Source organism: Rothia terrae (assembly GCF_012396615.1).
GTDB classification, from domain to species: domain Bacteria; phylum Actinomycetota; class Actinomycetes; order Actinomycetales; family Micrococcaceae; genus Rothia; species Rothia terrae.
Genome location: NZ_JAAXPV010000002.1, coordinates 42,989 through 58,166, shown reverse-complemented (window position 1 = coordinate 58,166; position 15,178 = coordinate 42,989). Strand labels below are relative to the sequence as shown.

The window sequence follows — 15,178 nt, the reverse complement described above, 5'->3', positions numbered from 1 at the left end:
CCGCATTTTTCATGTTCTAGCCGAAACTAGATGACGATGTTAACCAATTTGGGTGCTCGAACAATCACCTTACGGATTTCAGCTCCGTTGAGTGCACGCTGTATAGCTTCGGACTCAAGCGCAAGCCTCTCAAGGTCAGCTTCTGAGATGTCCTTGGCAACATCAAGGCGATCCTTAACTTTGCCCTTGACCTGTACAACTGCAACTACGGTGTCATCAACCAACAAAGACGCATCAATCTCTGGCCATCCTGCGGTGAGTACAGGCTCATCGTGGCCAAGGTTGTGCCACATGTCCTCGGCTACATAAGGCGCATACAGGGAGAGCAAAATTGCGATTGCTTCTGCAGCTTCACGTACTGCTGGGTCAGTAGCACCTGCGCCAGAATCAATGGTCTTGCGGGTTGCGTTGACAAGTTCCATGGTCTTAGCGACAACCACGTTGAACTTACCGGTTTCTACCAGCTGAGTAACATCGTTCAAAGCGCGGTGTGTGATACGACGTAGCGATACATCGCCCTGGGTAATATCTGAGTTCGCTTCGGCTTCTACGTCGTTAGCAATACGCCATGCACGTGCCAAGAACTTTGATGCACCACCGGGTGATACATCTGCCCAGTCGACGTCATCTTCGGGCGGGGATGCGAACACCATAGTAGTACGAACAGCATCCACGCCAAAAGCGTCCAACTGTTCACCGAGATCAACACCGTTGCCCAATGACTTGGACATGGCTTTGCCTTCGTTGAGTACCTGGCCCTGGTTCATGAGTGCCTTGAAAGGCTCGTTGTGCTCAATCAAACCAAGATCACGAATAACTTTGGTGAAGAAACGAGCGTACAACAAGTGCAAAATCGCGTGCTCTACACCGCCGACATACATATCCACCTGACCCCATTTTTTCATTTCTTCTGGGTCGAAGGGGCCGCCGTCATACTGGGGCGAAACATAACGCAAGAAGTACCATGACGAATCCACGAAAGTATCCATGGTGTCTGAGTCACGCTTTGCTTCACCGCCACATTCAGGGCACTCTACGGTATTCCACTCGGTAGCAGCCGCTAGAGGTGACTGCCCCTTAGGAGCCAAGTCCTCGCCCTTAAGGTTATCGGGCAAAGTTACGGGAAGCTGCTCCTCGGGAACAAGCACTTCACCGCACTTCTCACAATGAATAACGGGAATAGGGGTACCCCAGAAACGCTGACGTGAGAGCAACCAGTCACGCAAACGGAAGATCGTCTTGCCTTCACCGGTGCCGGCTTTCTCAATGATTTCGATAGCTTTAGCGATACCTTCAGCCTTCGACAAACCGGTAAGCTCACCTGAATTGATCAAAGTGCCTTCACCAGCGGTGGCAACACCTGTTTCTGCAGGATCCTCTTCCCCGGTCTCCACCACGGTGACAACGGGAATATCAAACTTCTTAGCGAAATCAAGATCGCGCTGGTCGTGAGCAGGAACAGCCATAATAGCGCCGGTACCGTAATCAGACAGCACGTAGTCAGAAGCCCAAATCGGCAGCTCCTTGCCGGTCAGAGGGTTCACAGCGTAGCGTCCGGTAAACACACCGGTCTTCTCACGCTCAGTCGACTGACGTTCAATGTCGCTCAGAGCCTTAATCTGCTCACGATAATTCTCCAACGCCTCAACCTGGTCTTCAGCGACCAAATCAACTGCGAGCTGAGAATCAGCAGCTACAACAAAGAAAGTAGCACCGTACAGAGTGTCCGGACGGGTTGTAAAGACAGGAATTGAAGTCTCATCTTTACCACCACCGGCAGCAACAACGAAGTTAACCTCTGCACCTTCAGAACGACCAATCCAGTTCTTCTGCATCGCAAGGACGCGTTCAGGCCAGTGACCTTCAAGTTGCTTCATGTCATCAAGGAGCTCCTGCGCGTAGTCAGTAATCTTGAAGTACCACTGGTTCAGATCCTTCTTAGTGACGGTGGTTCCGCAGCGCTCGCAGGCACCGTTAACAACCTGCTCGTTGGCAAGAACAGTCTGATCCTTAGGGCACCAGTTCACCTTTGAGTACTTGCGGTAGGCAAGACCCTTTTTGTAGAACTGCTGGAACAACCACTGAGTCCACTTGTAGTACTCAGGATCTGAGGTGTGTAAGCGGCGGGACCAATCAACTGCGATTCCGTACCGCTTGAATGAGTTCGCCTGGGTTTCAATGTTCTTGTAGGTCCACTCTTTAGGGTGGGTATTGTTTTTAATTGCCGCGTTTTCCGCAGGCAAACCGAAAGAGTCCCAACCGATGGGGTGCAAAACGTCCATGCCCTGCTGACGCCAAAAACGCGCGTTGACGTCGCCGATAACAAATGCTTCAGCGTGCCCCATGTGAAGGTCACCTGAAGGGTACGGGAACATGTCTAGTACGTAGCGACGTTCTTTGCCCGGCTCATTGGTGGGAGCGTAAACATTAGTTTCTTCCCAGTAGGGCTGCCATTTCGCTTCAATTTCTTTGAAGTCGTATGACTTTTCGTTAGTTTCTGTCTCGTGAGACAACTGAAAAATCCTGTCTATTGGTGCCTGCGCATCCTGACAAATGCACAAGAAGCATCTGACGGAAAACATAATAATTCTGTACCAAGTCTAACGTGTCTTTGCACTAAATGCTGAGGTGGTTCAACGTTAGCTCACATACCAAAAGGCATCAGTATTGCTCAAACCTGTAAGCTGTTATGGAGCTATTTCATGGCTGTTGGCAATCTTTGATGAGAAGAGGCGTTCCGTTGACTCCCCCCTTTGAAAATGTACCGGATACTATCCTTCGAGGAGCTGAGCACAGTGCGGTGGTCTTAGGCACGCAAACGCATTATTGGATTTATGGGGATACATGCAATCCACTGGTGGTTCTTGTACACGGTTTTCGGGGTGATCACCATGGACTTGCTCTGATTGGTCAGTACCTTTCCGATGATTTTTGTGTGATTATTCCTGACCTGCCGGGGTTTGGCCGAACTTCATCTGTATCTGATGCTCAGCATAATCTCTCTACTTACGCTGCCTGGCTCAACGCATTTGTAGAAACAGTAATCGAGGATTCCGTTGTCCTAGTTGGGCATTCATTTGGGTCTATCGTCAGCACCTACGCTGCAGTTGTACGTCCTGAAAATTTCACGAGGGTTTCACTCATCAACCCTATTTCTGAGCCTGCTTTAGAAGGTTCTCAAAAGCTGGTATCTCGCTTGGCATCCGCCTACTATTCAGTGGGCACAAAATTGCCGGAAAAGCTTGGTTTTCTCTGGCTTACGTCAAAAATTGTGACACGAGCAAGTAGTGAATTTATGATGCGTACCACCAGCCCCGAATTACGTGCCTTTATCAATGGCCAGCACGACGCCTACTTCGGTGCATTTAGCTCCAGACAAACTCTACTGGATGCTTATGAAACATCTATTAGCGAAACCGCAGCTTATTATGCCCCTGCTCTGCAGACTCCAACCCAGATGATTGTTGCTGAAGATGACGATTTGGGCACACTTAAAACCGCCACCGCTATGCGCGATTCAATTGCCACGGTTCGAATGGACGTCATCGAACAGGTTGGTCATCTGGTGCATTACGAAACACCACGTCATGCAGCTCAACTCATCAAAGAATTCATCGAGGACTAGCACCATGAAACTTATTGTGGACGCGCGTTACACCCGAACCACCCAGCATGACGGCATTTCTCGTTATACAGCATCACTCATTGAAGCTTTACAACGGTTACAACATACTAATGATGATGCCGTTCCCGCGAACTTCGAATTACTCATGGCAATCAGCGATGATGCCCAACTCAAAATGCTATCTAACGTGCCCCACATCAAAATTTGTTCTCCCACGGGGCCGCTCGAGCCGCTGGCGTCCTTACAACTGAACAAATATTCGCCGGATGTTGTGTTTTCACCCATGCAAACCATGGGTACTCTCGGGCGAAAATTTAAAGTGGTTCTGACCCTGCACGACCTCATCTATTATGAGCACCCTACTCCCCCATCATTTCTGCCGCGGGCAGTACAAATCGGATGGCGCATCTTCCATAAGTCGTACCTACCGCAGCGATTTTTACTCAACAGGGCCGATGCTGTAGCAACAGTGAGTAGGACTACGGCAGGACTCATTAAGCAACACCGTCTCACTCGTCGTCCGCTCCATGTGATAGCGAATGCTCCACAGCCTGGATCGGTCATCAGCGAGCAGGAAGCACTTACCGTCGCCACGCATCGCACGAAAGATCTTCTATACATGGGGTCCTTCATGCCTTATAAGGGCGTAGAGACCCTCATCCAAGCAATGAAAGATCTGCCCGATTACCGGTTGCACTTGCTCTCACGCATCAACCCTGCAGACCACGCCAGGCTTAAACAACAAGCGCCGAGCAACGTCATCTTTCATAACGGTGTCGAAGAACATCACTACACCGAACTACTTTCACAAGCCTCAGCCCTTCTCACCGCAACACGCGCCGAAGGCTACGGCCTACCCGTAGTGGAGGCACAAGCATCCGGCTGTCCTGTCGTCATCTCAGACATACCTATCTTCAAAGAAATAGCACCGCACGCACTTTTCGCAAGCCCGCGCAATCCACACGAATTTGCCCAAGCAGTCCGAGATCTCGAAGATCCAGTTCTGCAAAACAAGCAAATCATTGAAGGACTGCACGACGCGAACCAGTACTCGTGGGACGCATCCGCACGAAAACTCCTCGAAGTACTCAAAAACCTCTAGCCAGGAAAGCTAGAGAATATCCAAGCCATCACAGCGAATCTGTACCGGTGAATGGATTTTTAGAGCAGAAGAAGCTGACCGCGCCACTCGCAATGCAGGGGTAATGTCATGTGCCCGGGCGTAGCTGAAAAACAAAATAACGCGCCAAAGCACCTGATCAGTCTCCTGCTCATAAAATCCTTCGGGGCTCTCTAAGATAGCAGGTCCTACCACACGCACGTCCTCAGGAAGATTGAGCTTACCCAAAAAATCTTTGACGGCAGCTTCTTCACCGGTAATGGCAGCAGTCCGAACCGCCGGCGGAAGCATGAGTTGTGCTCGTTCCTCTAATTCTTCCAGAGCAAAACCTACAGGGTCCCAGCGCACTAAAGCTTGGAGGGCGACGGACTCTTGAGCCGTACACACCACTCGTCCGCCTTGAGCAAAGGGACGAGTCAGCGCAGCCGCATTTAGCCAGCGTCTGAGTGCCATTTCTGGGGCTCGCAAAGAATCTCGAGCATACATGCGGTCGGCATCAAGAAGTAGTGTTGCGCTGTACCCGCCATCTGCCACAGGTTCAGCACCGGGAGTAGCGACAACTAAAGCTGGTTCTGCACCAATATCCGCTCGAACATGCTCACCGCTAGAGGAAATAACGGGCACGTCAGGAAAAGCCCTACCCAATTCTTCAGCAGTACGTAAAGCTCCAACGGCGCTCATACGCCACCTGTCGTATCCACACTCAGAACATTTCCACTGATGGGCTCCCCTACCACACCAGCCGCATTCGGGCACGCTGGATTGTCCGGTCACTTTTAATGGTCCACGGCAATTCTGACAACGAGCCGGCATACGACACCGCTGACAAGCAAGCGATGGAACATAGCCTGCACGAGCCACCTGAACCAGTACTGGTCCATTTTTCAGCGCCTGCTGAGCCAGCTGATAAGCAACCTGAGGGATGCGCGCGAAAGCTGCCATAGGGTCTCGCGCCAGTTGGTACTCATCGCCGGTAGATAGGACGCGCGGTGAATGGTCGCGAACTACTGAGCGGTCAGCGCCGAGATAGGTAGCCCAACGAGTTTTAACTAGGCGGGCGCTCTCGCTGCTCATGGAGTAGCCCATGAAAAGTGCCGCGCAATCACTGTGCTGAGCACGCAACAACAAAACATCACGCGCATGAGAATACGGGGCGCGTCGTTCAATAAGGTTAGAATCGCCGTCGTCCCAACAAGCCACAAAACCCAGATTGCGGACAGGTGCGTATGCAGCTGACCTGGTACCAATAACTATCCGGACTTCCCCTGTACGAACTTTCATAAAGTTCTCGTACCTCTGTGAAGGCTTATCATTGCCGGTGAGCTGAACAAAATGTTCTTCACGGACTAACAGTGACAAAGCATCGCTTAGTCGTTGTAAAGATTTTTGTTCAGGTACAACGGCTATAGAACCTTTACCAGCGTTCGCTGCTGTCACGAGAGCCGCAGCTAATAGATTCTCCCAGCTGTGCTGTTGCGTGCTAGCAGGCAACACCGTCATAACTGCTCGAGTGGCTGAATGCGGAAGATCTTCGATAAATTCTGGTCCGTTATTGTAGAGGTTAAAACCGCTCGTTTCGCAAGGCTCGATATCAGGAGCTTCCGCAAAGAATTTCTCTAAGCTAAACCTCTTGTTATCTGGCGCGATTTCTTCTTCACGACTAGTTAGTGCCTTCTTGATGTACTTGTCTTCAGCTCGTGCGATTCGGGCCGGCACCGCTAAACGCAATACATCCTGTGTAACTCCGGCAAAACGCGACGCTACTTCATCAGCAATCTCAAACACCTCGGTACTCACCACCGGGACCGGTGAGATGACTTGTTTGAGAGGCAACAGGCGACCGGGCAAAGAAGATTCAGCTGTGCGTTCTCTGATGAACCCTTGCACAGTGCGCGAGCCAAATGGAACCTTAACCCTCACACCTGGCTGCGCCACGCTAGCCAAATCCTCAGGTACAAGGTAGTCAAAAAGCCTGTCCAGATGAGGTACGTGGGTTTCAACGAGTACACGGGCAACCGGCAGCTCAATAGAACTGCCTACCGCACCTTGCTCAAAAGCAGGAAATCCCTGCAACAAATCTGTTTGCAGGGATTCCTTAAAATCGTTAGAACCCATAGGTTCTATTATGCTCCAATTACATCTTTCAATGCATCTACTCGGTCGGTACGCTCCCAGGTGAACTCGGGTTCATTGCGACCAAAATGACCGTGCGCAGCTGTCTTTGCATAAATCGGGCGGCGCAAATCTAGGTCATTGATAATAGCTAGCGGACGCAGGTCGAAGACTTCACGAATGGCTTTTTCAATTTTTGCAGGATCGATTTTTTCGGTTCCAAAAGTCTCAACATACAGACCCACGGGAGCTGCTTGGCCAATTGCGTAAGCTACCTGAACCTCTGCTTTATCAGCTAGACCAGCTGCTACAACATTCTTAGCAACCCAACGCATCGCATATGCAGCCGAACGATCAACCTTCGAAGGATCTTTACCGGAGAAAGCACCACCGCCGTGACGAGCCATGCCGCCGTAAGTATCAACGATAATCTTTCGACCGGTCAGACCAGCATCGCCGACTGGGCCACCCTGAACAAACTGCCCAGCGGGGTTGATAATGAACTTAGTATCGTTGGAGGTCTCAAACGGCAGACATTCAAGAACCGGTGAAATCACGTGCTCTTTGATATCAGCGTTGAGCTGCTCCAAATCATAGCCGCGCACATGCTGGGTTGAAACTACAACGGTATCGATAGAGACGGGCTTCGCACCGTCATAGCCCAAAGTAACCTGGGTTTTACCGTCAGGACGCAAGTCTTCGAGAATGCCCTGCTTGCGAACATTGGTCAGCTGCTCCGAAAGACGGTGAGCTACCCAGATGGGGGCAGGCATCAAGACCTCGGTCTCATTGGATGCGTAGCCGAACATGATGCCCTGGTCGCCTGCGCCCTGAGCGTCCAAGGCGTCCTTGGCTTCACCCTTACGGGTCTCAAGAGACTCATAAACACCCGCATTGATGTCAGGAGACTGCTCACCAATGGATACCGAAACTCCACAGAATTCGCCATCGAAACCGTGGGTTGAAGAGTTGTACCCAATATCAAGGATTGTTTTGCGGACAATCGAAGGAATATCCACATAACCATTAGTGGTAACTTCACCGGCTACCATTACCTGGCCGGTAGTCACCATGGTTTCGACAGCAACGTTGGACGCTGGATCCTGCTCAAGCAGACCGTCCAGGATTGCATCTGAAATCTGATCACAAATTTTATCTGGATGCCCCTCAGTGACTGACTCACTGGTGAAAAGGCGTAAATGCTGATTATTAGTCACGTATCTACTGTACTGTCTTTCGGGCCCATGAGGGCAATCATTAATTTTGTTTGAGTTGTTGCGCAATAAGTCGAATGAGTGACTGAGCTACGTCATCTTTACTGCCCTGCGCATGAACGATATTCGATGTCATTGACGAAAGAATCGAGACTTCATTGGTGTCGGTGCCGAATCCTTTAGTTGAACCGACTTCGTTCACCACTAGCAAATCGCATCCCTTGCGCTTGAGCTTCGCCTGTCCGAATTCTAAAGGAGAAGTATGACCATCGCCGGTTTCGGCTGCAAAACCCACGATGAGATCAAGTGCAGAAATAGTTTTCTGCTCACGGGCCTCGACTATACTCTTCAAAATATCCGGATTTTTCACTAGCTCAATAACCGGAGCTTGGGGATCGTCGTCCGTCTTTTTGATTTTGAAGTCTTCGTACTGAGCGGGTCGAAAATCAGCTACGGCCGCCGCCATAATGAGAACATCCGCGTCGATAACTTCTTCAAAAACAGCTTTTTGAAGTTCTTGAGCGGTTGATATGGACCTAATTTCAACTCCTGCAGGAGGATCAACTTCCATATGCCCAGCAACCAAAGTGACATCGGCGCCAGCTACCTGAGCTGCTCGCGCAATAGCCACGCCCTGCTTGCCCGACGAACGATTACCCAAATATCGAACGGGATCTAGCGGTTCACGGGTTCCACCTGCTGTCACCACGACCTTCTTGCCCTGCAATTCATTTGAAGCTGAAGATTTGGGCGCAACACCGGCTTCTAAAGATGCCAAAATGCGATGAGCTTCTTCAAAAATTTCCTCGGGTTCGGGCATCCGCCCAACACCAGAATCAGGGCCAGTTAACCGCCCCACAGCAGGCTCAATTACGTGATAGCCAAACCCTTTAAGAGTCTCTACGTTTCGTTCCGTCGCCGGATGCTCCCACATTTGCGTATGCATCGCGGGGGCAAGAATCACCGGAGCGTGCGTTGTCAAAATGGTAGCACTCAGCAAATCATCTGCATGACCGGACGCTAAACGCGCCATGAGATCAGCAGTGGCAGGTGCTACCACAATGGCATCGGCCTGCTCTGCCTGACGCACATGGTTAACTTCAGGTACCCGCTCAAAAACAGAAGTCGAAACAGGATTGCCGCTGAGTGCCTCAAACGTCGGTTTGCCAACAAATTCCAGGGCTGAAGCAGTTGGCATAGCAACTACCTCATGACCAGCTTTAGAAAAAAGACGAAGGAGCATTGTCGCCTTATAAGCGGCAATGCCCCCTCCGAAACCTACGATAATACGCATACCGTTAGATGAAACCCTTATTCTGAGTCTTCAGCATCCACGTATTCAACTACGGGAGCATCAACAAACTCTTCACCGTACACCTCACCGGGGAAGAAGTCAGAACCGGTTACTTCGTGGATGATTTGACCGTTCTCATCGAACTTAGAATCTTCAACGTGATGAGCCTCAATCAGACCTTCGTTGATTTCGCGCATCGCAACAGACAAAGCCTTCTCGTTGGGTTCGCTGTCAACCAAAGGACCAACATGATCGTAAAGGTTATCGTGCAACTGTGAGTAGTAAGCATTGATCTGGCGTGCACGACGAGCACCGAAAATCACCAGACCGTACTTGGACTCAGCCTTTTCAATCAGCGCGTCAGCACTGGGGTTGATGATTCCTTCTTCGTTGTGAACGTTAGCCACGAATACTCCAAAAATTGTCGAATAAAATGTACCGGATAATTTCGGTAGAACTCCTCATCAGAGAAGCCAAAACTAAGTATCAACTATAGCGGTTCTAAAAGTATTTAGCACGCGAATGCCCTGCGAAACACATTACGTGAATACGCAGGGCATTCATGCGAGATAGATTTGGCTATCGAGTCAGACCCATCAAGCTCACAATCTCCTCAGCCGCTCGTTCTACCTTGTCATTGACCACGGTATAGTCGAATTCAGGCTCAGCAGCCAATTCTTCCTTAGCGGTTTCAAGGCGAATAGCCTGTTGCTCAGGGCTTTCAGTGCCGCGTCCAACCAAACGATTAACGAGCTCATCCCAACTCGGAGGAGCCAAGAAAATCAGTTGCGACTCCGGCATCGCGTTGCGAATCTGACGAGCACCCTGTAAATCAATTTCCAAGAAGACATCACGCCCAGCGTCCAACGCTCGTTGAACCATGGAACGCATGGTTCCATAGCGGTAGGAATTATGAACTGTAGCCCACTCAAGCATCTGGCGGTTTTCAACCATTGAGTCGAATTCCTCATCAGAAACAAAGTAATAGTGAATGCCGTCTTCTTCCCCCGGACGCGGGTCGCGAGTGGTCGCAGAGACCGAAAACCACACGGTGGGATAGTTCTCGCGAATGTAGGCGGAAACTGTTCCCTTACCAACTGCTGTTGGACCAGCTAAAACTGTTAGTCGAGGTGTGGTTTTTTCAGTCATCTGTACACAATCCTTGGTTATTTGTTGAGGTACTCAACTAACGCACTGCGCTGGTGAACGCCGAGACCACGCAAGCGGCGTGATGATGCGATGTTGAGTTCTTTCAAAATAGCTTCTGCCCGAACTTCGCCGATGCTCGGCAGAGCGGTCAGCAGTTCAGTGACTTTAAGTCTACTCAGTGCTTCTTCATTTTTTGCACGATTGAGTACTTCTTCGACAGTAACTTTGCGCTGTTTCAAATCTTCTTTGACTGCAGCACGAGCGATACGTGCGGTCTTAGCCTTTTCGCGAGCTGCAGCGCGCTGTTCGTCGGTCAGTGGATTGAGCACCATTATATTATTCCCTTGTTTATTTTTTCTTTCCCCAAAAACCGTCACCCTACCAGGCTGTTCCCCACAGCCGAGAAGTTAACGGTGATTGTTTTATAAATATTATCCTACGGTAACTTAAAGAAAAATAGTGTGCTAATACTTATTTAATATGTATTAGCACACTATTTTACGGTGATTTGTATCGTACTAGCGGTTCAGTAGATCCTCGCGGGACATATCGCACGCTTCAGCCAACTTCTGAAGGTTGGGACCGTGGGAAAGCACTCCCCTGCTGGAGTTCACCAGAACCTGATTCTCGATTCCGGCGAAAACACGATACAGGTCAGCTGCGGTCGCGCCTTGCGCACCATAGCCTGGAGCAAGAATCGGTCCGTTGAAGCTACTGAGGTCAATCTTTAGCTTCTCAAGAGCATCAGCTACAGTTGCGCCAACCACCAGACCACAAGAGCCCATAGCGGACCATTCCTGACGCGCATTTTCCTCACGCGCAGCATCCACAATATTTGCAGCCACTGATTGAGCTCCCCCGATATGCTGAACACTTTTACCTTCGGGATTTGAAGTTAGCGCCAACACAAAGGTGCCACGCCCCTTTGAATGCGCTGCATCAAAGGCCGGACGCAATGATTCAAATCCGAGATAAGGACTCAAAGTTACCGAGTCGGTAGCTAACGGAGATTCCCCCAACCACGCATCTGAATACGCTTTCATTGTTGAGCCAATATCACCGCGTTTAGCATCCGCCACAATAATAATATTGCGGCGCTTCGCCTCAGCAATAACCTCTTCAAGGACGGCCATGCCAGCTGAACCGTATTGCTCAAAAAAAGCGACCTGCGGTTTCAGTGCTGCTGCATGATCACCGCATCCTTCAAGTACAGCCTCTGCAAAAGCTCTTACACCATCAGCGTTCAACGGCAAGCCCCACTGCTCAAGTAATTGAACATGGGGGTCAATACCTATACACAGCGGACCTTTAGCCTCAATAGCATCGGCTAGGCGATCACCAAAGCCTAAAGAGCTCATGCATTCACCTCTTGTGCTTTAGCAAGATTTTGCTCATGTTCCTGCAGGCTCATAACGCTCCAGCTGTATTCCCGAAGTGCGTTGATAGCCTGAACTGCTGAGCCAAACTCAGACACGGTCGTCATCACCGGGCAACCCACACTGGTAGCTGCAGCACGAATCTGGTAACCATCGCCTCGTGCCTCTCCGCCACCTGAAGGAGTATTGAAGATGATGTTGATTTCACCATCATTGATCATATCCACGATGGACTTCTCATCTTCAGCAGTTTCACGCATTTTAGCGACCACCTGGGAGTCAACACCGTTACGACGCAAAACGTCCGCGGTGCCACCGGTCGAAACAATCTCGAATCCAAGTTGTTGCAGCATCTTCACGTAGATAATGGTGTTTCGCTTATCGCGGTTAGCCACAGAAACGAAGACCTTACCTTCGGTGGGAAGGGTAGACCCTACTGCAGTCTGGGCTTTAGCAAAAGCTGTGTCCAGGTATCGATCAAGACCCATAACCTCACCGGTTGAACGCATCTCCGGGCCAAGCAATGAGTCAACAACGACGCCCCCGGGGGTGCGGAAACGACTGAACGGCAAGACAACTTCCTTGACAGCAATCGCTGTATCTGAAGGCAGCGAAGCGCCATCCATATGCTGTGGCAGGTAGCCTTCCTGCTTGAGCTCGGCAATCGACTTGCCGGTGCCAATCAAAGCTGCTGCTTTCGCCATCTGTACGCCGGTTGCCTTAGAAACAAACGGAACCGTTCGCGATGCACGAGGGTTAGCTTCAATGACGTAAAGAATATCCGAGGCGACAGCGAACTGAATGTTGATGAGACCTCGTACGCCTACGCCCTTAGCAATTTCGTAGGTAGCTTCCTTCACGCGCTGAATAATGTCAGTGCCCAACGTGATAGGTGGCAAGGTGCATGCGGAGTCGCCGGAGTGAATACCAGCTTCCTCAATATGCTCCATCACGCCACCCAGATACATTTCAGTACCGTCGTAGAGAGCATCCACGTCAATTTCGACAGCGTCTTCGAGGAACTTATCAATCAGTGCAGGCTGTGAAGGTGAAACCTCGGTCGCATTTTCCAGGTAGCGCGCCAGGTTTTCTTCGTCATACACGATTTCCATACCTCGTCCGCCCAGAACGTATGAAGGGCGAACCAGAACAGGGTAACCAATCTCGTCAGCAATTTTCTTAGCAGAGTCGAAAGTGTATGCAGTGCCGTTCTTGGGTGAGAGCAGACCGGCATTCTCAAGAACCTGTGCAAATTCACCGCGATCTTCAGCCAAGTCAATTGCCTCAGGTGAAGTTCCCAAAATCGGCACACCAGCGCTCTTGAGCTGCTGAGCAAGCTTCAATGGGGTCTGACCGCCCAGCTGCACAAATACGCCCATGAGCCCGCCGGTACGACGCTCGGATTCGATAACTTCAAGTACATCCTCAAGAGTCAGAGGCTCGAAGTAGAGGCGGGTTGATACATCGTAGTCGGTTGAAACAGTTTCCGGGTTACAGTTCACCATGACAGTTTCGTAACCGGCTTCACGTAGAACCATCGATGCATGAACACAGGAGTAGTCGAATTCGATGCCCTGGCCAATACGGTTCGGGCCAGAGCCCAAAATCATGATAGAGGGCTTGTCGTGCTGAGCTACTTCATCCTCTGTGTCATATGAGGAGTAGTGGTACGGAGTAAATGCCTCAAACTCGGCAGCACAGGTATCAACCGTCTTGAAGACAGGACGAACACCCAGCGCATGGCGGACGCCGCGTACAATGTCCTCGTTCATACCAACAATTTCAGCGAGCTGCTCGTCAGAGAAACCGTGACGCTTTGCGTAACGCAGGATATCTTCATCAAGAGTTCCCTTGTCAGCGACCTCTTCGGCTACTTCATTGAGCAGAACTAACTGATCTAGGAACCAAGGGTCGATGCCGGTAGCATCATACATCTGCTCGATGGTTGCGCCTGCAAGTAGTGCCTGCTGCACCTGATGGATGCGTTCGGTGGTGGGCACCTTGGTCTTCTCGATTAACTCATTCAGTTCTGACTCTGACAGTTCAGGCTTAATGAATGAGAAGGCAGATCCCTTCTGCTCCAATGAACGCATTGCTTTTTGCAGTGCTTCAGTGAAGTTTCTGCCAAGCGCCATAGCTTCGCCCACGGATTTCATAGTAGTGGTCAGCGTGGGATCAGCAGCCGGGAACTTTTCGAAAGCAAAGCGCGGAACTTTGACAACCACATAATCAAGAGTCGGTTCAAAGGACGCGGGGGTCTTCTGAGTGATGTCGTTAGGGATTTCATCGAGAGTGTAGCCCAGTGACAACTTGGTTGCGATCTTCGCAATCGGGAAGCCCGTTGCCTTTGACGCAAGAGCTGATGAACGTGATACACGAGGATTCATCTCAATAACGACTACGCGGCCGGTATCAGGTTCAATCGCAAACTGGATGTTACAGCCACCGGTATCCACACCAACCTCGCGAATGACGTTGATCGCGATATCACGCAAACGCTGGTACTCGCGGTCAGTGAGGGTGAGTGCTGGAGCAACCGTAATTGAGTCACCGGTGTGAACACCTACGGGATCAAAATTCTCGATGGAGCAGACAACAACGACGTTATCATTCTTGTCACGCATCATCTCAAGTTCGTATTCTTTCCAGCCCAGGATGGATTCTTCAAGAAGAACCTCGCTAGTGGGGCTGTATTGAATACCAGCACCCGCGATTCGGTACAGGTCTTCTTCGTTGTACGCAAGGCCTGAACCCAAACCACCCATCGTAAAGGACGGGCGTACCACCATAGGATAGCCCAGCTCTTCTGCTGCCTTGAGCGCTTCGGGCATGGAGTGAACGATGATGGATCGAGCAGATTCACCACCGGCACGTTCTACTACACCTTTGAAAGCTTCACGATCTTCACCGAGGTTAATCGCTTCAATATTCGCACCGATGAGTTCAACATCGTATTTAGCTAAGATTCCGGCTTCGTCCAGTGAAATAGCCGCGTTCAACGCTGTCTGACCACCGAGGGTCGGCAAAATTGCATCGGGCTTTTCTTTGGCGATAATCTTCTCGATGACTTCAGGTGTAATCGGTTCGATGTACGTAGCATCCGCAAACTCGGGGTCAGTCATAATGGTCGCCGGGTTTGAATTCACGAGGATGACGCGAACGCCCTCCTCCTTCAAAACGCGAAGTGCCTGTGTTCCTGAGTAATCAAATTCGGCTGCTTGACCGATAACAATTGGTCCGGAACCAATCACGAGGATGCTGTTAAGATCTTTTCTGCGTGGCATAGTT

11 protein-coding genes are annotated in these 15,178 nt (G+C 50.5%); 2 read left to right on the top strand and 9 right to left on the bottom strand.

Annotated features, from left to right (window positions below; all coding sequences use genetic code 11):
- Positions 1–26 precede the first annotated feature (26 nt).
- Positions 27–2,582 carry a leucine--tRNA ligase gene (gene leuS, locus HF984_RS01410; RefSeq protein WP_168613902.1) on the bottom strand — a complete coding sequence of 852 codons (2,556 nt, stop codon included), beginning with the start codon at positions 2,580–2,582 and terminating at the stop codon, positions 27–29.
- Between the two features lie 158 nt (positions 2,583–2,740).
- Between leuS and HF984_RS01405 the strand changes: the two genes are divergently transcribed.
- Together HF984_RS01405 and HF984_RS01400 are read left to right on the top strand one after the other, a co-directional pair.
- The gene (locus HF984_RS01405; RefSeq protein ID WP_228008020.1) at positions 2,741–3,625 is read left to right on the top strand and encodes an alpha/beta fold hydrolase; all 885 of its coding nucleotides are present in this window, start codon (positions 2,741–2,743) and stop codon (positions 3,623–3,625) included.
- Positions 3,626–3,629: 4 nt separating this feature from the next.
- Complete coding sequence (locus tag HF984_RS01400) at positions 3,630–4,727, top strand: glycosyltransferase family 4 protein (RefSeq protein WP_168613901.1); 1,098 nt, start codon at positions 3,630–3,632, stop codon at positions 4,725–4,727.
- 9 nt (positions 4,728–4,736) lie between these two features.
- Here the strand turns inward: HF984_RS01400 and HF984_RS01395 are convergent, their stop codons facing one another.
- From HF984_RS01395 to carB, 8 genes are all read right to left on the bottom strand, one after another.
- Positions 4,737–6,860, bottom strand: a complete 2,124-nt coding sequence (locus HF984_RS01395; RefSeq protein WP_168613900.1) for a primosomal protein N' — start codon at positions 6,858–6,860, stop codon at positions 4,737–4,739.
- An 8-nt stretch (positions 6,861–6,868) separates the two neighbouring features.
- Positions 6,869–8,074 (bottom strand): methionine adenosyltransferase, encoded by a 1,206-nt coding sequence (gene metK, locus HF984_RS01390; RefSeq protein ID WP_168613899.1) that lies wholly within the window; start codon positions 8,072–8,074, stop codon positions 6,869–6,871.
- Positions 8,075–8,114: 40 nt separating this feature from the next.
- Entirely contained in the window at positions 8,115–9,365 is a 1,251-nt protein-coding gene (coaBC, locus tag HF984_RS01385) for a bifunctional phosphopantothenoylcysteine decarboxylase/phosphopantothenate--cysteine ligase CoaBC (protein WP_168613898.1), read from the bottom strand.
- Positions 9,366–9,382: 17 nt separating this feature from the next.
- The gene (rpoZ, locus tag HF984_RS01380; protein WP_168613897.1) at positions 9,383–9,772 is read right to left on the bottom strand and encodes a DNA-directed RNA polymerase subunit omega; all 390 of its coding nucleotides are present in this window, start codon (positions 9,770–9,772) and stop codon (positions 9,383–9,385) included.
- 172 nt (positions 9,773–9,944) lie between these two features.
- Positions 9,945–10,514 (bottom strand): guanylate kinase, encoded by a 570-nt coding sequence (gene gmk / locus HF984_RS01375; RefSeq protein WP_168613896.1) that lies wholly within the window; start codon positions 10,512–10,514, stop codon positions 9,945–9,947.
- Positions 10,515–10,531: 17 nt separating this feature from the next.
- Positions 10,532–10,846, bottom strand: coding sequence for an integration host factor, actinobacterial type (gene mihF / locus HF984_RS01370; RefSeq protein ID WP_168613895.1), 315 nt, complete (start codon positions 10,844–10,846; stop codon positions 10,532–10,534).
- Between the two features lie 186 nt (positions 10,847–11,032).
- Complete coding sequence (pyrF, locus tag HF984_RS01365) at positions 11,033–11,872, bottom strand: orotidine-5'-phosphate decarboxylase (protein WP_168613894.1); 840 nt, start codon at positions 11,870–11,872, stop codon at positions 11,033–11,035.
- On the bottom strand, positions 11,869–15,174 hold the full coding sequence (gene carB, locus HF984_RS01360; protein WP_168613893.1) for a carbamoyl-phosphate synthase large subunit: 3,306 nt from the start codon (positions 15,172–15,174) through the stop codon (positions 11,869–11,871). The genes pyrF and carB overlap by 4 nt, the downstream gene beginning before the upstream one ends.
- Between the last annotated feature and the right edge of the window lie 4 nt (positions 15,175–15,178).

Bases quoted from the DNA above. Each gene is read 5' to 3' on its own strand.
- leuS (WP_168613902.1), bottom strand. From the start codon at position 2,582: ATGTTTTCCGTCAGATGCTTCTTGTGCATTTGTCAGGATGCGCAGGCA.
- pyrF (WP_168613894.1), bottom strand. From the start codon at position 11,872: ATGAGCTCTTTAGGCTTTGGTGATCGCCTAGCCGATGCTATTGAGGCT.
- gmk (WP_168613896.1), bottom strand. From the start codon at position 10,514: ATGACTGAAAAAACCACACCTCGACTAACAGTTTTAGCTGGTCCAACA.
- HF984_RS01400 (WP_168613901.1), top strand. From the start codon at position 3,630: ATGAAACTTATTGTGGACGCGCGTTACACCCGAACCACCCAGCATGAC.
- mihF (WP_168613895.1), bottom strand. From the start codon at position 10,846: ATGGTGCTCAATCCACTGACCGACGAACAGCGCGCTGCAGCTCGCGAA.
- carB (WP_168613893.1), bottom strand. From the start codon at position 15,174: ATGCCACGCAGAAAAGATCTTAACAGCATCCTCGTGATTGGTTCCGGA.
- coaBC (WP_168613898.1), bottom strand. From the start codon at position 9,365: ATGCGTATTATCGTAGGTTTCGGAGGGGGCATTGCCGCTTATAAGGCG.
- HF984_RS01395 (WP_168613900.1), bottom strand. From the start codon at position 6,860: ATGGGTTCTAACGATTTTAAGGAATCCCTGCAAACAGATTTGTTGCAG.